This window comes from Caulobacter sp. GW821-FHT09B08, assembly GCF_059418225.1.
Window position 1 is genome coordinate 579,724 of the sequence record NZ_JBWKPL010000001.1, and the last position, 20,194, is coordinate 599,917.

Consider the following 20,194-nt stretch of genomic DNA (forward strand, 5'->3'; position numbering starts at 1 on the left):
GTGGGATTGGGATTGTTGGAGCTCAAAGCATGAAACTCCCCGACTTCGAGGCCTGGGCCGTGTTCGCCAAGGTGGCGGAGACCGGCTCGTTCGTCGGCGCGGCCGAGCAGCTGGCCCTGTCCAAGGCCACGGTGTCCAAGGCCGTCACCCGGCTGGAGCGCAAGCTGGGGGCCACGCTGTTCCACCGCACCTCGCGGCGGCTGTCCCTGACCGAGGCCGGCCGCGCCTCGCTGGACCGCGCCGCGCGCATACTGGCCGAGGGCGAGGCGCTGGAGGCCGAGGCCAGCGCCCAGTCGGCCACCCCGCGCGGCCTGGTGCGGGTGGCCGCGCCGATGTCGTTCGGCATCGCCCACCTGGGCCCCGCCCTGCCCGACTTCCATGCGCAATATCCGGAGGTGTCGGTCGAGCTGTCGCTCTCGGACCAGCTGGTCGACATCGTCGAGGACGGCTTCGACCTGGCCCTGCGGATCTCGGCCCTGGAGGATTCCAGCCTCCTGGCCCGGCGGCTCTGTCCGGTGCGGGTGATGCTGGTGGGCGCCCCGGCCTATTTCGACAGGCACGGCCGGCCCAGCCACCCCAAGGACCTCAGCCGCATGAGCGGCATGTTCTACACCAACAGCCGGACCAAGGACGTCTGGCGGTTCGAACACGCCGAGCACGGACAGTACGCCGTCAGCCTGCCCGCGCCCCTGCGCTCCAACAACGCCGACATCCTGCGCCCGTCGCTGCTGGCGGGCCTGGGCCTGGCCATGCAGCCGGACTTTCTGTGTTGGGAGGACATCAAGGCGGGGCTGCTGGAAGAGGTGCTGCCCGACTGGGCCCCGCCGCCCATCGCCCTGCACCTGGTCACGCCGCCCAGCACCATCCGCCCGGCGCGCGTGGAGGTGCTGATCGCGTTCCTGGCCAAGCGGATGGCCAATGCGCCGTGGGCGGGGTGATACAAGCTTCCTTCTCCCCTTGCGGGAGAAGGTGGCCTGCGCAGCAGGTCGGATGAGGGGTTGATAGGTGGTTCAGCCGCGAGCGGCGGACAGGTCGGCGCGACCCCTCATCCGTCAGCCTTCGGCCGACACCTTCTCCCGCAAGGGGAGAAGGAAGGCGTGTGGCCGGATCAGGTCTACGCCATCTCGTGGCGGTCGTTGAGGCATTCGCCGATGGCGCGGGCGCAGCCCGGCAGGCCCAGGGCGCCGATGAACGACATGGCCACGGCGCAGACCAGCATCACGGGTTGGAAGATACGCATGCGAATTTCTCCACCGGCAAACCGCTCTTGAGGGGACAAGCCTTCAACCCATGTAAGGCCGAAGCTTGACGATCGTTCCCGCCCGAGTCGGAAAAGCTCAGCATGCGGCAGATATGTCTCACCTTGATGTCAGTCCGCTAACGCATAGGCGACACGGGCGGCCTCCAGCCGCCGCAATTTGGCCTCCAGGGCCGACCAGTCGTCGGCCTCCGCGATCGGCGCCCACAGGGCCTCGACCTCGTCGATCAGCAGTTCCTCCGGCTCGGGACGGGCGAAGACCGGGTCTTCCAGCCGCTCGGGACGGTCGGGCTCGAAGGCCGACAGCTTGCGGCGGAAGTCCAGGAACGCCTCCTGGCCGTAAAGATCGGCGCGCGGCCCCTCCAGGGCGCGACGCTCCGAAGCCTCGCCGCCGAACCAGTCGAAGAAGAACGGCTCCCAACGCAGGGCCTCGCCGCCGGCCGCCAGGGCCACGAACGCGGCCTGGACCAGGTCGACGTCCTCGTCGGGCGAGCGGCTCTTCAGCCCCAGCCGGTTCAGCACCGCCCCGCGCAGGGCGTCGCGATAGGCGTTGGAAAAGCCGTTGAGGGCCGCGATCAGCCCCTGGTCCTCGGCCACCAGGGCCAGGCACCCGGCCAGCTGCTGCAGGTTCCAGAACACCGCCTCGGGCTGGCGGCCGAAGCTGTAGAGCCCCGAATGGTCGAAATAGGCGGCGGTGAAGTTGGGGTCGTTCTTGGGCAGGAACCGCCAGGGGCCGTAGTCGAAGCTCTCGCCGGTCACCACCATGTTGTCGGTGTTGAGCACGCCGTGCACGAAGCCGGCCGCCATCCAGCGGGCGCAGAGGCGGGCGCTGGCGGCGACCACCTGTTGCAGTAGGACGGTGGGCCGATCGGGCAGGTCGGCGACGTGCGGGAAATAGGTCTCGACCGCATGGTCGACCAGCCGGGTGATGTTGTCGGGCCGCTCCAGATAGGCCTGGCGCTGGAAGGTGCCGAACCGGACGTGGCTGTGCGACAGACGGGTCAGCACGGCCGAGCGGGTGGGGCTGGGCTCGTCGCCGCGCGTCAGGTCCTCGCCGGTCTCGACCAGGGAGAAGGCCCGCGAGGTGGGAACGCCCAGGGCCTCCAGCAGGGTGGCGGCCAGGATCTCGCGCACCCCGCCCTTCAGGGTCAGCCGCCCGTCGCCGGCCCGCGACCACGGCGTCTGGCCCGAGCCCTTGGTGGCCAGGTCCAGCAGCCGCCCCGAGCTCGCCTCGCGCAGCTGGGCGAACAGGAAGCCGCGCCCGTCGCCGAGGTCGGGATTGTAGGTCCGGAACTGGTGGCCGTGATAGCGCATGGCCAGCGGCCCCGGCTGATTGTCCGGCAACGGCTGGAAGCGCGCGAAATGGGCCAGCCATTCGGCCTCGCCCAGCCCGTCCAGCCCCACGGTCGCGGCGGCGCGCTCGTTGCGGAACCTCAAGACGGCGCGCGGGAAGTCGGCCGGAGCCACCGGGTCGGCGAAATCGGGACCCAGGCGCATGAAGACCGGATCGGGGCGGTAGGCGGAAGAGACGGGCATGCAGCGCACATGCGTCCGTCCGCGCGCCGACGCAAGGGCGGACCCCACTATGACGACGCGACCGATCCGGCTCCTCAAAAAGTGGGTACGGAAGACCCGGCATGCTCGCATAACGCTGTCGCATCCGCGCAACAGCCGTTCGCGAACCTTTAATCCATAAGGTTTTCCCTTGCCGAGCTCCCGGCGGAGCCGTAACCCTTGCGTGTCTATTCGAACAATCGTTCGGGTGGGACCAAATCAAAAGGCGGGGGCGATGCAAGCGCTCAAGCCATAAAACGAACCGAGGTAGGAAATGCGCTTCACCCAGGTGCTTTGCGGCACGGCGTCCGCCGTCGTGCTCGCCGGTCTGACCCCCATCGCGGCTCAGGCCCAGGAAACAACCGACATCCCCACCGTCGACAGCATCGTCGTCACCGCCCAGAAGCGGGAGCAGAACCTGCAGGACGTTCCGGTGGTGGTCACCGCCGTCGGCGCCAAGCAGCTGCAAGACGCCGGCGTCAAGGACATCAAGGACCTGACCGTCCTGACCCCCGGCCTGACCGTGACCTCCACCACGTCGGAAGCCTCGACCACCGCCCGTATCCGCGGCGTCGGCACCGTCGGCGACAACCCCGGCCTGGAAAGCTCGGTCGGCGTGGTGATCGACGGCGTCTACCGCCCCCGCAACGGCGTGTCGTTCGGCGACCTGGGCGAGATGGAGCGCATCGAGGTGCTGAAGGGCCCGCAAGGCACCCTGTTCGGCAAGAACACCTCGGCCGGCGTCATCAACATCGTCACCAAGGAGCCCGAGTTCGGCTTCGGCGCCACGGCTGAAGTCACGGCCGGCAACTACGGCGCCAAGGGCGCCTCGGCCTCGGTCACCGGCCCGCTGCTGGGCACCGACACCCTGGCCGGCCGCCTGTACGTCGCCGCCCGCGAGCGCGACGGCTTCAACGACGTGGTCACCGGCAAGGGCCCCAGCAAGCGCGACCAGGACGCCGACCAGGGCTTCTACACCGTGCGCGGCCAGCTGCTGTTCGTCCCCAACGACGAATCCACCTTCAAGCTGATCGGCGACTACACCAAGCGCGACGAGAACTGCTGCGGCGCGGTGCAGATCAAGACCGGCCCGACCACGGCGATCATCAACGCCCTGGCTGGCGGCAAGGGCGTGGCCTCCGCCACCGACGATCCCTACGACCGCGTCACCTATTCGAACCGCGGCGCGCCGTCGTCGGTGGAAGACAAGGGCGTCTCGCTGCAGGGCGACATCGACCTGCCGATCGGCACCCTGACCTCGATCTCGGCCATCCGCCAATGGCGCACCGACAACGGCCAGGACGCCGACTTCACCACCGCCGACCTGGCCTATCGCAACAAGGACGGCACCAACTACAGCGAGTTCACCACCTACAGCCAGGAACTGCGCCTGGCCGGCAAGACCGACCACTTCGACTGGCTGGTCGGCGCCTTCCTGGCCGACGAGCGCCTGAAGTCGGAAGCCAACTTCTACTACGGCAACGACTACGAGCCCTACCTGTCGACCGTGATCCTGTCGGGCATCGCCAAGAGCATGGCCGCGGCCGGCATCACCGTGAACCAGGCCAACGGCGCGGCCTTCATCTCGCAGGCCTCGGGCAAGCCCTACGGCACGACCTATGTCGGCGGCCAGGGCCTGCACGACACCTACAACCAGCGCGCCACCACGGCGGCCTTCTTCACCAACAACAGCTGGCACGTCACCGACGCCTTCGACCTGACCGTCGGCCTGCGCTACAGCATCGACAAGAAGGACCTGGATTCCTACTACACCACCTCGGACGGCGGATCGGGCTGCGCCTCGGTGCTGACCTCCGCCGGCCAGCAGCGCATCGCCGCCGCCCTGGTCGGTCGCGGCGTGCCGGCCGCCCTGTTCGCCACCTCGACCGGCGCCAGCCTGATCTCCAGCGTCGTCGGCAACATGTGCCTGCCCTGGGCCAACCCGGCGTTCAACGGCCGCGGCACCACCCAGGAGCGCACCGACAAGGAATGGAGCGGCACCGTCAAGGCGTCGTACCGCTTCTCGCCGGAAGTGTTCACCTACGCCTCGTACGCCCGCGGCTACAAGGGCGGCGGCTACAACCTGGACCGCACCCAGTCGTCCAACGGCCTGCCCACCGGCGGCCTGGGCGTCGTGCCGATCACCGACACTTCGTTCCCGGGCGAGTTCGTCGACAGCTACGAAGCCGGCATGAAGAACACCCTGTTCAACCGCACGGTCCTGCTGAACGCGACGGTGTTCTATCAGAAGTACACCGACTTCCAGCTGAACACCTTCCTGGGCACCTCGTTCGCGGTGCGCTCGATCAAGGAAGTGACCTCGCAGGGCATCGACACCGACTTCCTGTGGTTCACCCCGGTGCGCGGCCTGGTCACCCAAGCGGGCTTCACCTACGCCGACACCAAGTACGGCAAGCAGCCGGTCGCCAACGACCCGACCGGCGCCCTGGCCCTGCTGCCGGGCAGCCGCCTGTCGCTGGCGCCCAAGTACTCGGCCTCCGGCTCGGTGACCTACGAGACCCCGGTGGGCGACGCCCTGAAGGCCCGCTTCAACATCGGCGCCAAGTATTCGTCCTCGTACAACACGGGGTCGGACCTGTTCCCGCCGAAGATGCAGAAGGGCTATACGGTCGTGAACGGCCGCGTGGGCCTGGGCGCCCAGGACGACCGCTGGGCCGTCGAGCTGTGGAGCATGAACCTGCTGAACGAGAAGTACGCCCAGGTGGCCTTCAACGGCACCCTGCAAGGCAACGTCGGCAACCAGCCCTACAACGCGGCCAACGACACCATCACCTACGACGCCTTCCTCGGCGCGCCGCGCACCTACGGCGTGACGCTGCGGTCGAAGTTCTAGGCTTAACAACTCCGCTCATCCCGACGAAAGTCGGGACCCAAGCTGAGCGGATTGTTTGGTCAGAGCGTCACCCCTGGACTCGGCTTGGGTCCCGGCTTTCGCCGGGATGAGCGGGATAGGGTAGAAGACGAGAGGGCGATCCGGGCGACCGGGTCGCCCTTTTCGTTTTGTCCGGCTTTCCTCGAATCCCGAAGCGCCTCACCCTGCCCTCTATTCCCTGGGGCGGGGCTCGACCTGCGGAGGCGCATCGCGATGAAGACCGTCCGGCTGCTCGGCGTCTGGGTCTGTCTGCTGCTGGGCCTGGCCATCGCCAACCTGGCCCTGCGCACCCCGCCGCCCCTGCCCGCCAACGCGCCCGCCGACCAGTTCTCGGCCGGACGGGCCATGGCCGACGTGCGGGCCATCGGCCGCAAGCCCCACCCCACCGGCTCGGCCGAGATCGTCCGGGTGCGCGATCACCTGCTCTCACGGGTCAACGGCCTGGGGCTGGAGGTGGTGGTCCGAGCCGGCGAGGGCGTGCGCGACGCGGCCAAGTGGTCGCCCCGCGCCGCCGCCGTGGGGGCGGTGCAGAACATCGTCGCCACCCTGCCCGGAACCGACCGCGACGCCCCCGCCGTGCTGGTGATGAGCCACTACGACACCGTCCACAACTCGCCCGGCGCGGCCGACGACTCGGCCGGGGTCGCCGCCGCCCTGGAGATCGCCCGCGCCCTGAAGGCCGGTCCGCCCCCGGCCCGCGACGTGATCTTCCTGTTCACCGACGGCGAGGAGCCGGGCCTGCTGGGCGCCGAGGCCTTCTTCGCCCGCGACCCGCTGCGCGACCATGTGGGCGTGGTGATCAACATGGAGGCGCGCGGCGATTCCGGCCGCGCCTCCATGTTCCAGACCGGGACCGAGGCCGGCGACCTGGTCGGCCTCTACGCCCGCGCCGCCCATCAGCCCACCGCCAACTCGCTGGCCGCCGCCGTCTACCAGCGCATGCCCAACGACACCGACTTCACCCATGCCCTGCGCAAGGGCCTGCCGGGGCTGAACTTCGCCTTCATCGACGACCAGCTGGCCTATCACACGCCCCTGGCCACGCCCGAGCACCTGGACCAAGGCAGCCTGCAGAACCTGGGCGACCAGGCCCTGCCCACCGTCCGCGCCCTGGCCGGCGGCGCCCAGCTGCCCGGCCGCGCGCCCGACCTGATCTATTCCGACGTCCTGGGTCAGAGCCTGGTGGCCTATCCCGTCAATGTGGGCTGGGCGATCCTGGGCGTGGCGGGGGTGCTGATCGTCTTCACCGGCTATCGCGCCCTGCGCGGCAAGGCCGTGACCTTCGTGGAGATCCTGCGCGGGATCGCCGGCTTCCTGCTGCTGGCCGTGACGGCGGTGCTGGCCCTGCACCTGGCCGGACGCCTGATCGGGATCGGCGACCAGCAGCGCTACTACGCGGTGCTGGGCCAGTTCGACGCCCTCCTGCTGGGCGCGGGCGTGCTGCTGATCGGGTCGTGCATGGGCGTGCTGGTGCTGCAGGCGCGCGGGCTCAAGGGCGTCTGGGGCCGGGTCTGGGTCAGCCTGGCGCTGGCCGCCCTGGGCGGAGCATGCAGCATCGTCGGCGGCTACGACCCCATCGGCCTGTACCTGGCGGGCGGGGCGATCGTCCTGGCCTGGCTGAGCCTGGGCAAGGGCGTGGGGGTGTTCGGGCCCTGGCTGGGCTCGCTGCTGGTGCTGCTGGGCCTGGCGGTCGCGGCCATGGTCTGGCTGCCCGCCGGCTCGGTGATGCTGGCCTGGCCGCTGCTGGCCGCCAGCCTGGCGGCCGCCCTGGTCATGGCCGTGGGCGGAACTCGCGACCGCCGCGTGGCCTGGGCCCTGACCCTGGCCGTCTGCGTGGTGGCCGTCGCCGTGGTCGCCCAACTGGGCGCCTGGGGGGCCTGGACCTTCGCGGGCGTGGGCCTGCAGGAGCCGGCCGTGCTGGCCGCCTTCGCGATCCTGGCCGCCCCGGCCCTGCTGCCCCTGGCCTTCGACTTCGCCGCCTATCGCTGGGCCCCGATCTTCGCGGGCGTGGCGGCGGCGGCCGGGGCGGGCCTGCTGGCCTATGCCGGCCTGGCCGAGGGCGCGCCCGACCGTCCGCGCCTGGCCGAGGCCAGCCACCTGGCGGATCTGTCGACCGGCACGGCCTGGCGCGTCTCGCCCCAGCCGCGCCTGGACCCCTGGTCGCGGGTGGTGCTGTCGGACGCCGACAACACCCCGGCGCTCAAGGCCTATCCGCCGCTCTATCGCAACCCGGTCTGGATGGCGCCGACCGCCGTCCTGCCGGTCGAGCGCCCGACCCTGACCCTGGACCGGGCCGGCGACCGCCTGCTGGTCCGCGCCGTGCCCACCCCGGGCGCCGAGGTCCTGACCCTGCGCATCCGCCCCAGTGTGGCCCTCGACCAACCGCGCCTGAACGGCCGTCCGCTGGTCCTGCCCACCCAGGCGGGCGAGTGGAGCAGCCTGTCCTACCACGCCCCCGACCCCAACGGCGTGACCCTCAGCTTCACCGCACGGGCGGCCGGCAAGGTCGAGGTGGCCGTGATCGAGATCCGCGACGGCTGGCCGCGTGGCGCCTCGGCCATCCCCGCCAAGCCGGCGGAGCTGATGGCCACGGGCTATTCGGACAAGACCATCGTGCTGGATCGCGGGACGCTGAGCTGGCCGGCGTTCGTCAACTCGGACACGCAATAAACCCCCTCAGTCGCTCCGCGACAGCTCCCCCAAAGGGGGAGCATTGCTCGGCCTAGATCCTCCCCCTTTGGGGGAGGTGGCCCAGAGGGCCGGAGGGGGTTTGCGGCGCTAGATCACGATCACCCCATCCCCCGGCGGGTCGGCATACAACCCCTCGACCACCTTGGCCCGACGCTCCAGCGCCGCGCGCTGGTTCACATAGCCCTTGTCGGTGATCTCGCCGGCGTCGATGGACGGCGGTTCGGTGAGGATCGCCACCCGGGCCACGCGTCGCGACGACCCGCCGGCGGCGGCGTTGAACGCTCCGATCCGTTCACGGAGGATCTCCGTCAGCTTGTCCAGCGGCGTGCCGGGCCCGTCGTCGAGGAGCAGGGCCGACAGGCCCGCCGGCGAGGGCCAGACCATGGCGGCGATGAACGGCTTGTCCTGGCCGACGATCACCGCGTCGTGGATGTAGGGGCTGCACGCGGCCACGATGTCGGGACGCAGCACGCCGACGCTGACCCAGGTGCCGCTGGTCAGCTTGAAGTCCTCGGTCACCCGCCCGTCGAAAACCAGCCCCTTGCACGGATCGTCCGGGTCCACGAACCGGGCGGCGTCGCCCAGCTTGTAGAAGCCCTCCTCGTCGAAGGCGGCCGCCGTCTTCTCCGGGTCCTTGTGATAGCCCGCCGCGACCGTCGGCCCCTTGACCCGCACCTCGTACTTGGCGCCGGCCGGGGCCAGTTTCAGGGCGATGCCCGGCAGGGGCAGACCCACCAGCCCGACCCGCTCGGTGATCCAGTGGACCACGGTGACGCCCTGGGTCTCGGTGGCGCCGTACATGGTGGTCAGCGGCACGCGATGGCCGGTCTCGGCCACGGCCAGGGCCTGCATCCGGGTATAGACATCGTCCGACAGGGTGGCGCCGCCATAGCCCATGTACTTCAGGTTCTTGAAGAAGGCCTTGCGCAGCACCGGATCGCTCTCCATCGCCCCGGCCAGCATGGAAAAGGCGATAGGGGCCGAGCCGAACACCACCGGCGAGACCTCGTAGAGGTTCTTGATCGTGGTCTCGAACATGCCCGGCAGCGGCTTGCCCTCGTCGATCCAGAGCGTACCGCCGGCCCACAGGGCGCCGTTGAAGCTGATGTTGCCGGCCGAGATGTGGCTCCAGGGCATCCATTCCAGGCTGTCGGGGATCTCGTCGGTGGGCTCGTCGATGCGCAGGCCCTCCTGCCCCGCGATGACGCCCGCCATCATGGCGTGGGTCTGGGGCACGCCCTTGGGCATGCCGGTCGAGCCGGAGGTGAACAGGTACTTGGCCACCGTCTCTGGCGTCAGGGCCTCGCGCTTGGCGGCGACGTCGCGCGGGACGGTGGCGGCCACCGTCTCGAAGGCGACGGCCCCGTCACCGGTCCCATCCGCCGTGACCAGCAGCAGGTCCGGCCGGATCGCCCGCAGGGTGGCGATCGCCCCGGCGAACAGCACGCCGGACTGAGCGAACACCACGCGCGGCGCGACCTTGTCGAAGCAGTGCTTGAGCTTGCCGTGGTCGGTCGAGATCAGGCTGTAGGCCGGACTGACCGGAGCGGCCGGCACGCCCGCGCCATAGGCCCCCAGGGTCATCAGGGCGTGCTCGATGGAATTGCCCGACAGGATCATCACGCTGTCGTCGGCGGTCAGGGCCTGGTCGATCAGCCACTGGGCGATCCCCTCGACCGCTCGTTGGGCCTGGCCGTAGGTGACCTGCCGCCAGGGGCCGTGGTCGGGCTCCCGCTGCTTGAGGTACGGCCGGTCGGGATGCAGTGCCGCCTTTTCCGCCAGTAGGTGGCTGATCGTGCGCGGCCCGTCGCCGGGCGGATGGTCGGAGGTGATGACGATGCTGCCGTCGGCCCGCCGGTCGACGCTGACCTGGGGTCCGCGCATGGCCAGCGGCTTGAAAGGCGCGGTGCTCGGATCGCGCGCGGGCGCGAGGCTGTCGACGCCGTCCATCGTTCTCTCCCGGTCGATTATCGTTGTTAACCGGGAGGGTCGCGCAGCCTGACGCGAACGTAAAGCGTGCCCAAACGTCAACCGATTGCCTTATGTCTCCAATTTTTCAGCCGTCATTCCCGCCCTTGTGGCGGGAACCCCTGGCTCAGCCCGCAAGTGAAATGCCTTGGCGCGCTGGCGCGCCACCCTCCCGCACCTGCGGCGGATAGAGGGGTTCCCGCCACAAGGGCGGGAATGACGAAGCTTATATGTTCATGTATTGTTCCGGTCGCATGGGAGGAATGCGCCATGGTCTCAAGCGAAGCCTGGATCGCCGTCTACATGATGACCGACCACTATCGGGGCACGCTCTACACAGGCGTCACCGGCCAGTTTCAGACACGGATCGTCCAGCACCGCGAAGGCCAATCGGGCTTCACGCGCAAACATGCCCTCAATCGCCTCGTCTGGTATGAAATTCACCACCGCATGACAGAAGCGATCCAGCGTGAAACCTCGATCAAGCGCTGGCCCAGGCAATGGAAGATCAACCTGATCGAGCGCGACAATCCTCGCTGGGACGACCTCTACGAATCCGTCTTCGAATGGACGCCGGTTCCCCGCCAGTTCTGATCCCAAACGAAGAAGGGGCCGCGCGGCTTTCGCCGGCGCGACCCCTCGTCCGTCCCACAAGGGGAGGCGGATCTTACTCCGCCGCCACCTTGGGCGAGTAGCCCAGCACGGCCTTGGTTTCGAGGAACTCGCCGAAGGCGTGGTCGCCCCATTCGCGGCCGTTGCCGCTCATCTTGTAGCCGCCGAACGGGGCCATCAGGTCGGTGCCCGCGCCGTTGAGGATCACCTGGCCGGCCCGCAGGCGCGAGGCCACGTTGCGGACCTCTTCGGCGTCGTTGCCCGAGACATAGGCCGCCAGGCCGTACTCGGTGTCGTTGCCGATCGCGACGGCCTGATCGACGCCGTCATAGCCCAGGATCGCCAGCACCGGGCCGAAGATCTCTTCCTTGGCGATGGTCATGTCCGAGGTGACGTTGGCGAAGACGGTGGGCTTCACATAGTAGCCGGTCTCCAGCCCTTCCGGCTTGCCCGGACCGCCGGCCACCAGGGTGGCGCCCTCGTCGACGCCCTTCTGGATCAGGCCCTGGATCTTGTTCCACTGCACCTCGGAGACCACGGGACCGAGCTTCGAATTGCCGTTGGGGTCGCCCACGGTGTGGGCCTCGGCGGCGGCCTTGGCGATGGCGATCACCTCGTCCATGCGCTTGGAGGGCACCAGCATCCGGGTGGGGGCGTTGCACGACTGGCCCGAGTTCATCATCACCGAGGCCACGCCGCCGCCGACCGCCTTCTGATAGTCGGCGTCGTCGAGGATGATGTTGGGGCTCTTGCCGCCCAGCTCCTGGTGCACGCGCTTGACGGTGGGGGCGGCGTTGCGGGCCACCTCGATGCCGGCCCGGGTCGAGCCGGTGAACGACACCATGTCGACCTCGGGGTGCGAGGACAGGGCCGCGCCCACCACGGGGCCGTCGCCGTTGACCAGATTATAGACCCCGGCCGGCACGCCGGCGGCGGCCAGGATCTCGGTCCAGATCCAGGCCGAGAAGGGCGCCACTTCCGAGGGCTTGAGCACCATGGTGCAGCCGGTGGCGATGGCCGGGGCCACCTTGCAGGCGATCTGGTTCACCGGCCAGTTCCACGGCGTGATGAAGGCGCAGACGCCGATGGGCTCCTTGACCAGGCGGGTGGTGCCGCGATCCTCGGTGAACTTGTAGTCCTTCAGCACCTGCAGGGCAGTCTGGACGTGGGCGATGCCCATGGCGGCCTGGGCGCGCTGGGCCAGCCACGACGGGGCGCCCATCTCCTCGGTGATGGCTTTCGCCATGTCCTCGAAGCGCTTCTGGTACTCGGCGACGATGCGCTCGAGGATGTCGATACGCTCTTCGCGGCTGGTCTGGGAGAAGGTGGCGAACGCCTTGCGGGCGGCGCGGACGGCGATGTCGACGTCTTCGGCCGTGCCCAGGGTCACCCGGCCGGCCACGGCCTCGGTGGCCGGATTGATCACGTCGACGGTCTGCTTGCCCTTGGGCTCGACCCATTGGCCATCAATGTAGAACTTCAGGTAGTCGCGCATGCCGTGCTCCTCCGGGTTGGGGCGGCTCGCGTCCGGAAGGACGGCGGCCCTCGTTCAAACATCCATTTTAATGATCGTTGATCACTGGGGAAGCCATGATCGCACGCCTCACCACATGGGGTCTTTGTCGGCCGCGTGAAACACCTCCGCGATCCGGCGGCGGTTGCCGGGCGTGACGTCGTCGGGCAAGGCGTCGGGGGCGAACCATCCGATCTCGTGGATTTCGCCCTGAGCGCTGGCGGCGCAGGGCTCCCAGGCGTGGACGCGATAGACCAGCACGTGGTCGCCTGGATGGTGCGGCTCGTTGCTGTGGATCGAGACCAGGCTCATCGGCCCGATCACCCTGATCCCCGCCTCCTCCTGCAGCTCGCGGATCACCGCCGTCTCGGCGGTCTCGCCACGCTCCACCCCGCCGCCGGGCAGGTACCAGCCGGGCACATAGGTGTGCTGCACCATCAGCACCCGCCCCTCGGCGTCGGTGACCACCCCGCGCACGCCCAGCGTCAGCCCCCGCTTGAAGCGGAACCAGGCATAGACCAGGGGACGGGTGAAGGGTTCGACACGGCGACGCCAGAGCATGGACGTGACCCTAGCGCGTCTGTCGCTTGCGGTCAGTCCCGCGCACCGCTAAAGCCCAGATCATCTTTCAATCCGACAACGGACCCAGCCCATGCTCGCGATCGGCGTCATCGCCCTCTTCCTGGTGGTCATCCTCGGCCTCAACAAGTTCGAATTCGGCCGCTTCGACTAAACCGATGACGACGCGCGGCGCGGCCCTGGTCACCGGCGCCGGTCGCCGGCTGGGCCGCGTGCTGGCCCTGGAGGCCGCGCGGGCCGGCTTCGACGTCGCCGTGCACTACCGCACCGCGCGGGACGAGGCCCAGGCCGTCGCCGACGAGATCGTCGCGCTGGGCCGCAAGGCCGTCGTGCTCGACGCCGAACTGACGAACGAAGACCAGACCGCGGGCCTGATCACCCGCGCCGCCCAGGCCCTGGGCCCCGTCACCCTGCTGGTCAACAGCGCCTCGACCTTCGAGGACGACCGGCTGGCCACGGCCACCCGCGACAGCTGGGACGCCCACCTCGACGCCAACCTCCGCGCGCCGGTCGTGCTGGCCCAGGCCCTGGCCGCCGCCCTGCCCGCCGAGACGCGCGGTCTGATCGTCAACATCGTCGACCAGCGGGTGCTGCGGCCCAATCCCCAGTTTTTCAGCTACAGCCTGTCCAAGGCCGGCCTGTGGTGGGCGACCCGTACCCTAGCCCAGGAACTGGCGCCGCGCATCCGCGTCAACGCCATCGGCCCCGGCCCGGTGCTGGCCTCGGTCCACCAGGCGCCCGGCGAGTTCGAGCGCGAGGCCGCCGGCACGCCGCTGGAACAGGCCGTTTCGCCGGGCGAGATCGCCGCGGCCCTGCGCTACCTCATTGACGCGGGGTCGGTCACGGGCCAGATGATCGCGGTCGACGCCGGTCAGCACCTGGGCTGGCGCACCCCCGACATCGTCGGCCCCTGAAGAGTTTCCCCGTGTCCGCCCAGCCCCTGACCCAAGCTCCGAACCAAGCCCCCCGGCCCAATCCGGCCAAGGTGATCGTGACCAAGGTGTTCGTGCGCGGCCTGAAGGTCGACGCCTGGATCGGTGTCTACGACCACGAGCACGGCCGCCAGCAGCCCCTGGTCATCGACGTCGAGCTGGACGTCGCGGCCAGCCATTGCGAGGAACTGGGCGACACGGTCAATTACGAGACCATCCTGCAGGCCGCCCAAGCCATCGCCGCCGAGGGCCACATCGACCTGGTCGAGACCTTCGCCGAGCGCATGGCCCAGGCCTGTTTCGACGACGCCCGCGTGACCCGCGCCCGGGTGCGGGTCGAAAAGCCCCTGGCCCTCGCCCCCCACGCCGCCGCGGCCGGGGTGGAAATCACCGCCGTCCGGGGGTGAGCGCGCTGCGGCACAGCGCCCGCCTGGTTCCGTTCCAGCCCGAGACGGTCTGGACCCTGGAGGGCGCGGAGCTGGTCGAACGCCGGGGCCCGCGCGAGCGGCGCTTCTCCCTGACCGACCTGACCGCCTTCCGCCTGGCCAAGCCGCGCGAGGGCGGACGGCGCCGCGCCCTGACCCTGACGTTCACCCGCCGCCGCAAGCTGGTGCTGACCGCCCAGAGCTGGGCGGGGCCGGGGCGGTTCGAGGACCGGCTGGAGAGTTTCTCGCTGTTCGCCCGCGCCGTGGCCGCCGTCGCCGCCGACCTCGCCCCGCGTGCAAGGTTCGAAACGGCGGGGGTGATGGCCGCCCGCGAGGGCCTGACCTGGGTGATGGGCCTGCTGGCCTTCGGCACCCTGGTGCTGCTGCTGCTGGCCTTCACCCCCGGCATGGCCGGCGTCGCCATCGCCCTGGCCGCCCGCATGGCCTTCGTGCTGATCCTGCTGCTGGCGGTGCTGCCCTGGCTGGGGCGCGGCGAGGGGCTGGACCCGCACGCCCTGCCGGATGATTTGTTGCCGACGGGGTAGGCCCTACCCCCTCGCCACCCGGTCCAGCAACTCCGTCACCTTCTCCGGCTCCGTAATCATCAGATCGTGGCCCGTATCCACCTCCCAGAACCGCCCTTCCGCCCGCGCCGTCAGGGTCTCGACGTCCCGGCCCGGTAGGGTCGAGGTGCAGACGATGTGCGACTGGGGGATCCTGGCTCCCACGCCCGTCAGGCGCAGCTTCTGCGCGAAGCACGCCCAGGGATGGGGCGTCAGCTTGTCGTCCATCCAGGCCAGGTCGTCCGGATCGGTCACGCCGTAGAACTGGCCCGCGCCGGGGAACGGCCACAGCACCAGCTCGATGCCGTCCTGGACCCGGCCGGCCTGGCGGGCCAGGGCCATCATCGGGCCGGCCACGTCCTCCAGCGACTGGCCGTCCTCGGGATTGGCCGCGTCCAGATAGACCACGTGGCCCACGCGGCCGGCGGCGGCCCGGTCGGCGACGCCGGTGATCACCATGCCGCCATAGCTGTGGCCCACCAGGATCACATCCTTCAGGTCCTCGAACTCCAGAACCTGGACGATGTCGTCGATCTGGAAGTCCAGGTCGATGTCGGCGCTCAGCAGGTGGGCGCGCTCGCCCAGGCCCGTCATCGTCGGCGCATAGACCTCGTGTCCGCGCGCGCGCAAAAGCCGCGCCACCTTCTGGTAGCACCAGCCGCCATGCCCGCCGCCGTGCACCAGCACATAGGTCGCCATCCCTGCCTCCCTTTCATTAAGTTATCGATTGATAACTTATGGACCGACTTGCGAGACTGTCAAACGGGGATGTATCGGCAGGCATGGAAGACGCGCGCGCGCCCAAACGCCGGAACGCCCAGGCCAGCAAGACCAGGATCCTGGCGGCGGCGCAGACGGTCTTTTGCCGCCAGGGCTATTCCCAGACCGGCATCCGCGACATCGCCGCGGTGGCCGACACCAGCTCGACCCTGCTGCTGCGCTACTACGGCTCCAAGGCGGGACTGTTCGAGGCGGCGCTGATCGACCTGCTGACCGTGAACGAGGACGTCTTCGGCCTGGACCGGGCCCTGGCCGGCGAGCGGCTGGGCGAGCTCCTGACCGAGCGGGCTTCGGACTTCCGGCTGCTGGACCTGATCGCGCTCTCGATGGGCGACGCCGACGCCCGCGCGATCACCGCCCGGGTCATCGACGCCCACGCCATCGCCCCCCTGGCCCAGTGGATCGGCGAACCCGACGCCCGGGCCCGCGCCACCCAGATCATCATGGTCTCGACCGGCTTCACCACCTATGCTCGCCAGCTGGACCTGGCGTCCTTTGGCACGGACCAGCAGGTCATGATGGCCGCCTGGCTGAAGCGGACCCTGCAGGCCATCGTCGACGGCGTCTGACGGCATTTCTCTCTCCTCCCCCGTGAAACGGGGGAGGTGGACGCGAAGCGTACGGAGGGGGCGTCAGGCCGCCGCACGACGCCCCCTCCGTCACGGCGCGTATCCGCGCCGCGCCACCTCCCCCGCTGCGCGGGTGAGGAGGAAGCCCAGCCTGACCGGACCTTAATTTGCATCGGCGCCCGTCTTCGACGACCATCGTTTCATGACCCAGAACGATCCCGCCGCCGATCCCGCCGTCCCGCCCGCCTTGCAGGACGACAAGACCATGCCCGTGGTCGTCTACGCCCTCTATCTGGCGGCCCTGCTGTCGGTGGGCATGACCGCCGTGGTCGGGGTGATCCTGGCCTATGTCAGCAAGGCCGCCGCGCCCGAGTGGATGCAGAGCCACTACGTCTTCCAGATCCGCACCTTCTGGCTGTCGCTGCTGTTTTCCGTGATCGGCGGGCTGCTGACGCCCATCGGCATCGGCTTCGTGATCCTGCCGGCCGTCGGCATCTGGGTGGCGGTGCGATGCATCCTTGGCCTGTCCTGGCTGTTGAAGGGCCAGGCCTATCCCACGCCGCGCAACTGGATGATCTGACGATGAGCGACATCGCCCAAAGCCCCGCGCCCTCCGAACCGAGCCGCGTCGAGGAAGACAAGATCCTGCCGATCGTCGTCTACGCCCTCTATCTGCTGGGCTTCACCAACGGACTGACCTTCCTGGTCGGGCTGATCGTCGCCTATGTCTATCGGGGCGAGGCCGGGCCGATCAACGCCAGCCACTACACCTTCGCCATCCGCAGCTTCTGGCTGTCGATCTGGTGGTTCCTGATCGGCGGCGCGCTGTTCCTGCTGGGCGCGGCGCTGCTGATCTTCATCGTCGGCATACCGATGATGTTCATCGGCGGGTCGATCATGGGGGCCGTCTGGGTCTGGTTCGTGGTCCGGGCGATCATGGGCCTGGTCTATCTGTTGAAGGGCGAAGCCTACCCCCGGCCCCGGACGTGGCTGATTTAGAGGCAGGCCGCTGGCGAGGCGCCCGTTCGCGCGCCGCTTCTCGTCGGCGCTTCCCCTGACGGTTGTCACGGCTCGACGCGGAAATGACGGCGCCGTCACCTGCCGCTCCTTACGAACGCGGTCATGAAGGGGGCGACATGATGGCTCGGCTCGTGGGGATCGTCCTGGGGGCGATCCTGGCGACATCGGGGTACGTTATCGCAGGTTGGGGCGTCATCGGGGGATGGGCGCAGAACCTGGATCTCGGCCCCTTCGAGCCGCACCGCCCGTTCGTGGGTTGGGCGGCGGCGATTACGGGGGCCGTGTTGCTCGTCGCCGCCCTGACTCCGCGTCCCAAGCCCAAGCGCAAGGCCAAGCCCGCGCCGACGGACCTGGGGGGCGATCTGGTCGCCGTTCCGGTGGCGGCCGCCGACGTCGCGTCGGAGCCGGCGGTCGCGTTCGTGGCCGCGCCGCCCGAGCCGGAGGTCGTGGCGACCCCGGCGGTGGAAACCGAGACTGTCGAAGTCGCGCCCGAGCCCGTCGTGGCCGCGCCCGTGGCGGTCGACGCCCCGGCCGAGACCTTCTCCGAACTGCGCGCCCGCCTGGTGGCCCAGAGCCGCGCCGAGGCCTGGTCAGACGCCGCCCAGACCCTGAACCGCCTGCTGCGCGTGGCCGGAACCGATCACGAGAAGGCGCTGGCCCGCCGCGACCTGGGCGACTTCGCCCGAGGCCAGGGCCGGCTGGACGACGCCGCCGAAGCCTATGAGGAATCGGTCAGCTACGCCCGCGCCGTCCGCGCCGCCAAGCCCCCCCAAGATCATGGCGACTTCGCCGCCGACGACCTGCTGGCCAGCGCCCTGTCGGGCGTGGGCGACGTGGCCGAGATGGAAGGCCGCCTGAACGAGGCCCTGTCGGCCTTCGAGGAGGCCCTGGCCCTGCGCCGCTCGCACGGCGGCCGCGAAGCCGCCGACCCGAACGCCAAGCGCGCCCTGTCGGTGTCGCTGGAGCGCTTGGCCGACCTGCGCGAGGACCGGGGTCACCGCATGCGGGCCCTGGACCTCTATCGCGAGAGCTACGACGTCGCCGCGCGGCTGGCCGCGGCCGACCCGGCGCGCTTCGGCGCCGACCTGGCCTCGACGCGCGCGCGCCTGGCCGAGCTGGAAGCGCGGGTGGCGGGGTAGATTCCATCCCTACCGCTTGATGCTCAGCAGCTCCTGCAGCATCTCGTCGGCCGTCGTGATGATCTTCGAGCAGGCCGAATAGGCCCGCTGCGTCGTGATCAGCCCCGTGAACTCGGTCGACAGGTCCACGGTCGAGGCTTCCAGGGTCGAGGGCGCGATCGAGCCCGCCCCGCCTTCGCCGGGCGCCTTGAGGCTGTAGCCGCCGCTCTCGTTGGTCACCCGATAGGCGTTGCCGTTCACCGCCTTCAGCCCGTCCGGGTTCTGGAAGGTGGCGATCGCAACCTGTGCGATCCGGCGGGTCACGCCGTTGTCGAAGATCGCCGAGACATAGCCCTGGTCGTCGACCTCGATGTTGGTGAGGTTGCCGAAGGCCGTGCCGTTGGTGTTGACCGACTGGACCACCGACTGGCTGTTGTATTGCGTCAGCCCCCCGGCGGCGTTGGCCAGGTCGATCTGGATGTCCTGGCTGTCGATGCCCAGGCCGTCGGCCCAGCGCGGCCCCGTCCCCGTGGCGGTCGGATCGGACGCGCCGATGCTGATCGAGGTGGGGCTGGTGCTGCCGAACAGCTCGCCGGTGCTGGCCAGCTTGCCGTCGGTGGTGAAGGTGACCTTGCCCGAACTGATCAGGCCGTTGGCGTTGTTGTCCAGGTCGCCGGGCTTGGCCCGCAGTTCGGCGAACCATTCGTTGGGACCCGGCCCCTTGATCAGCGACAGGGTGATGGTGCGCTGGCCGCCCTTGGAGTCCGAGACCGGGATCTGGATCTCGAAGTCCGGCTTGACGCCTTTTGTGGGGTCCAGGGCGTAGTCCGACATCGAATTGGTGGCCGGGTCATAGGCGCCGCCCGCCACCGCGTCGGCCTTGGTGGTCATGCCCAGGTCCGACAGGTTCACCGTCTGGCCGCCGGTGGTCAGGGTGGTGACGGCGGTGCTGGAGCCGGTCGGCACATAGCCGGTCAGGGCGCCGCTGGTGGGATCGTAGGTGGCCACGCCGGTGGAGATGTCCACGCCGTTGCGGCTGACCGTGACGGCGTACTGGTTCCCGGTTCCGGTCGGGCTGTAGGCGACGCTGTAGTCCGCCGTGCCCGAGGGGGTCTCGGCGACGCCGGTCTTGGCGACCTTGGCGTTGGCGGCGGCCGACACCGTCTGTTCGGAGCGCAGGTTGGCGTTGACCCCGGCCCGGGTGGTCTTCTCGGCCGCCCCGCCCACCGAGGCGACGTTGATCGACGACAGCCGCGACAGGTCCGACGGGTCGGTGGTGATCAGGCCGGTGATCGGATCGGCCAGCCAGCCTTGCAGGTACAGGCCCGCGTCGTTGCGCAGGTAGCCCAGGTTGTCGAGCTGGAACGAGCCGGCGCGGGTGAACGAGCGGGTGTCGGTGGGAGTCAGGCCCTCGGCCTTCTCGGTGGCCACGAAGAAGCCCGAGCCGGAGATCGACAGGTCGAGATTGGAATTGGTGGCCTGGGCCAGGCCCTGCTGGCTGATGAACTGGTGGGTCTTGGACGACACCCCGCCGGCGCTGTAGAGGCCGCTGGAGTTGGACGTGACCATCGACGAGAAGTTGGCGCCGCTGCGCTTGTAGCCGACGGTGTTGACGTTGGCGATGTTGTCGGAGATCGCCGCCAGGGCCGACGAATTGGCGAGCAGGCCGGACACGCCGGCCTGCATGGCGCTGTTGATGCTCATGACGTCTAGGAACCC

18 protein-coding genes and 1 pseudogene are annotated in these 20,194 nt (G+C 69.5%); 11 read left to right on the forward strand and 8 right to left on the reverse strand.

Annotation, left to right across the window (positions count from 1 at the left end):
* The first annotated feature begins 29 nt into the window (after positions 1–29).
* Positions 30–938, forward strand: a complete 909-nt coding sequence (locus AC07OA_RS02725; RefSeq protein ID WP_494662222.1) for a LysR family transcriptional regulator — start codon at positions 30–32, stop codon at positions 936–938.
* Positions 939–946: 8 nt separating this feature from the next.
* Here AC07OA_RS02725 and AC07OA_RS02730 read toward each other — a convergent pair.
* The 3 genes and pseudogenes from AC07OA_RS02730 to AC07OA_RS02740 form a co-directional block, all read right to left on the reverse strand.
* Positions 947–1,112, reverse strand: a pseudogene (locus AC07OA_RS02730) (hypothetical protein); the annotation flags it as partial.
* 2 nt (positions 1,113–1,114) lie between these two features.
* A complete protein-coding gene (locus AC07OA_RS02735) occupies positions 1,115–1,240 on the reverse strand; it encodes a hypothetical protein (RefSeq protein WP_494662223.1) in 126 nt (41 codons plus the stop codon).
* Between the two features lie 129 nt (positions 1,241–1,369).
* Positions 1,370–2,794, reverse strand: a complete 1,425-nt coding sequence (locus AC07OA_RS02740; protein ID WP_494662224.1) for a protein adenylyltransferase SelO — start codon at positions 2,792–2,794, stop codon at positions 1,370–1,372.
* A gap of 292 nt (positions 2,795–3,086) precedes the next feature.
* Here AC07OA_RS02740 and AC07OA_RS02745 point away from each other — a divergent pair, with 292 nt between their 5' ends.
* The gene (locus tag AC07OA_RS02745) at positions 3,087–5,666 is read left to right on the forward strand and encodes a TonB-dependent receptor (protein WP_494662225.1); all 2,580 of its coding nucleotides are present in this window, start codon (positions 3,087–3,089) and stop codon (positions 5,664–5,666) included.
* Positions 5,667–5,918: 252 nt separating this feature from the next.
* Complete coding sequence (locus AC07OA_RS02750; RefSeq protein WP_494662226.1) at positions 5,919–8,375, forward strand: M28 family metallopeptidase; 2,457 nt, start codon at positions 5,919–5,921, stop codon at positions 8,373–8,375.
* A 108-nt stretch (positions 8,376–8,483) separates the two neighbouring features.
* Here AC07OA_RS02750 and AC07OA_RS02755 read toward each other — a convergent pair whose 3' ends face one another.
* A complete protein-coding gene (locus AC07OA_RS02755) occupies positions 8,484–10,346 on the reverse strand; it encodes an AMP-binding protein (protein WP_494662227.1) in 1,863 nt (620 codons plus the stop codon).
* 288 nt (positions 10,347–10,634) lie between these two features.
* Between AC07OA_RS02755 and AC07OA_RS02760 the strand changes: the two genes are divergently transcribed.
* The gene (locus tag AC07OA_RS02760) at positions 10,635–10,958 is read left to right on the forward strand and encodes a GIY-YIG nuclease family protein (protein WP_494662228.1); all 324 of its coding nucleotides are present in this window, start codon (positions 10,635–10,637) and stop codon (positions 10,956–10,958) included.
* Positions 10,959–11,031: 73 nt separating this feature from the next.
* On the opposite strand, the gene AC07OA_RS02765 is transcribed toward AC07OA_RS02760, so the two are convergent.
* Together AC07OA_RS02765 and AC07OA_RS02770 are read right to left on the reverse strand one after the other, a co-directional pair.
* Positions 11,032–12,471, reverse strand: a complete 1,440-nt coding sequence (locus tag AC07OA_RS02765; RefSeq protein ID WP_494662229.1) for an aldehyde dehydrogenase family protein — start codon at positions 12,469–12,471, stop codon at positions 11,032–11,034.
* 108 nt (positions 12,472–12,579) lie between these two features.
* Complete coding sequence (locus tag AC07OA_RS02770; protein WP_494662230.1) at positions 12,580–13,050, reverse strand: NUDIX domain-containing protein; 471 nt, start codon at positions 13,048–13,050, stop codon at positions 12,580–12,582.
* 176 nt (positions 13,051–13,226) lie between these two features.
* Here AC07OA_RS02770 and AC07OA_RS02775 point away from each other — a divergent pair, with 176 nt between their 5' ends.
* Genes AC07OA_RS02775 through AC07OA_RS02785 form a run of 3 tightly spaced genes read left to right on the forward strand, consistent with a single transcriptional unit; the run spans position 13,227 to position 14,970 of the window.
* A complete protein-coding gene (locus tag AC07OA_RS02775; RefSeq protein WP_494662231.1) occupies positions 13,227–13,982 on the forward strand; it encodes an SDR family oxidoreductase in 756 nt (251 codons plus the stop codon).
* Positions 13,983–14,008: 26 nt separating this feature from the next.
* Positions 14,009–14,407: a dihydroneopterin aldolase gene (folB, locus tag AC07OA_RS02780; protein ID WP_494662909.1), complete on the forward strand. Its 399-nt coding sequence runs from the start codon at positions 14,009–14,011 to the stop codon at positions 14,405–14,407.
* A complete protein-coding gene (locus AC07OA_RS02785) occupies positions 14,404–14,970 on the forward strand; it encodes a hypothetical protein (protein ID WP_494662232.1) in 567 nt (188 codons plus the stop codon). Before folB ends, AC07OA_RS02785 begins: the two co-directional genes overlap by 4 nt.
* Positions 14,971–14,973: 3 nt before the next feature.
* Here AC07OA_RS02785 and AC07OA_RS02790 read toward each other — a convergent pair whose 3' ends face one another.
* Entirely contained in the window at positions 14,974–15,687 is a 714-nt protein-coding gene (locus tag AC07OA_RS02790; RefSeq protein ID WP_494662233.1) for an alpha/beta fold hydrolase, read from the reverse strand.
* 83 nt (positions 15,688–15,770) lie between these two features.
* On the opposite strand from AC07OA_RS02790, the gene AC07OA_RS02795 reads away from it, so the two are divergent.
* From AC07OA_RS02795 to AC07OA_RS02810, 4 genes are all read left to right on the forward strand, one after another.
* Positions 15,771–16,337, forward strand: a complete 567-nt coding sequence (locus AC07OA_RS02795) for a TetR/AcrR family transcriptional regulator (RefSeq protein ID WP_494662234.1) — start codon at positions 15,771–15,773, stop codon at positions 16,335–16,337.
* Between the two features lie 202 nt (positions 16,338–16,539).
* Entirely contained in the window at positions 16,540–16,917 is a 378-nt protein-coding gene (locus AC07OA_RS02800; RefSeq protein WP_494662235.1) for a DUF4870 family protein, read from the forward strand.
* A 2-nt stretch (positions 16,918–16,919) separates the two neighbouring features.
* The gene (locus AC07OA_RS02805) at positions 16,920–17,336 is read left to right on the forward strand and encodes a DUF4870 family protein (protein ID WP_494662236.1); all 417 of its coding nucleotides are present in this window, start codon (positions 16,920–16,922) and stop codon (positions 17,334–17,336) included.
* A 137-nt stretch (positions 17,337–17,473) separates the two neighbouring features.
* Positions 17,474–18,496, forward strand: a complete 1,023-nt coding sequence (locus AC07OA_RS02810; protein ID WP_494662237.1) for a tetratricopeptide repeat protein — start codon at positions 17,474–17,476, stop codon at positions 18,494–18,496.
* Positions 18,497–18,505: 9 nt separating this feature from the next.
* Here AC07OA_RS02810 and flgE read toward each other — a convergent pair whose 3' ends face one another.
* Complete coding sequence (flgE, locus tag AC07OA_RS02815) at positions 18,506–20,179, reverse strand: flagellar hook protein FlgE (protein ID WP_494662238.1); 1,674 nt, start codon at positions 20,177–20,179, stop codon at positions 18,506–18,508.
* Positions 20,180–20,194: the final 15 nt, after the last annotated feature.

Coding starts and splice junctions, on each gene's coding strand:
- AC07OA_RS02725 (WP_494662222.1), top strand. CDS start 30: ATGAAACTCCCCGACTTCGAGGCCTGGGCCGTGTTCGCCAAGGTGGCG.
- AC07OA_RS02735 (WP_494662223.1), bottom strand. CDS start 1,240: ATGCGTATCTTCCAACCCGTGATGCTGGTCTGCGCCGTGGCCATGTCG.
- AC07OA_RS02740 (WP_494662224.1), bottom strand. CDS start 2,794: ATGCCCGTCTCTTCCGCCTACCGCCCCGATCCGGTCTTCATGCGCCTG.
- AC07OA_RS02745 (WP_494662225.1), top strand. CDS start 3,087: ATGCGCTTCACCCAGGTGCTTTGCGGCACGGCGTCCGCCGTCGTGCTC.
- AC07OA_RS02750 (WP_494662226.1), top strand. CDS start 5,919: ATGAAGACCGTCCGGCTGCTCGGCGTCTGGGTCTGTCTGCTGCTGGGC.
- AC07OA_RS02755 (WP_494662227.1), bottom strand. CDS start 10,346: ATGGACGGCGTCGACAGCCTCGCGCCCGCGCGCGATCCGAGCACCGCG.
- AC07OA_RS02760 (WP_494662228.1), top strand. CDS start 10,635: ATGGTCTCAAGCGAAGCCTGGATCGCCGTCTACATGATGACCGACCAC.
- AC07OA_RS02765 (WP_494662229.1), bottom strand. CDS start 12,471: ATGCGCGACTACCTGAAGTTCTACATTGATGGCCAATGGGTCGAGCCC.
- AC07OA_RS02770 (WP_494662230.1), bottom strand. CDS start 13,050: ATGCTCTGGCGTCGCCGTGTCGAACCCTTCACCCGTCCCCTGGTCTAT.
- AC07OA_RS02775 (WP_494662231.1), top strand. CDS start 13,227: ATGACGACGCGCGGCGCGGCCCTGGTCACCGGCGCCGGTCGCCGGCTG.
- AC07OA_RS02790 (WP_494662233.1), bottom strand. CDS start 15,687: ATGGCGACCTATGTGCTGGTGCACGGCGGCGGGCATGGCGGCTGGTGC.
- AC07OA_RS02795 (WP_494662234.1), top strand. CDS start 15,771: ATGGAAGACGCGCGCGCGCCCAAACGCCGGAACGCCCAGGCCAGCAAG.
- AC07OA_RS02800 (WP_494662235.1), top strand. CDS start 16,540: ATGACCCAGAACGATCCCGCCGCCGATCCCGCCGTCCCGCCCGCCTTG.
- AC07OA_RS02805 (WP_494662236.1), top strand. CDS start 16,920: ATGAGCGACATCGCCCAAAGCCCCGCGCCCTCCGAACCGAGCCGCGTC.
- AC07OA_RS02810 (WP_494662237.1), top strand. CDS start 17,474: ATGATGGCTCGGCTCGTGGGGATCGTCCTGGGGGCGATCCTGGCGACA.
- flgE (WP_494662238.1), bottom strand. CDS start 20,179: ATGAGCATCAACAGCGCCATGCAGGCCGGCGTGTCCGGCCTGCTCGCC.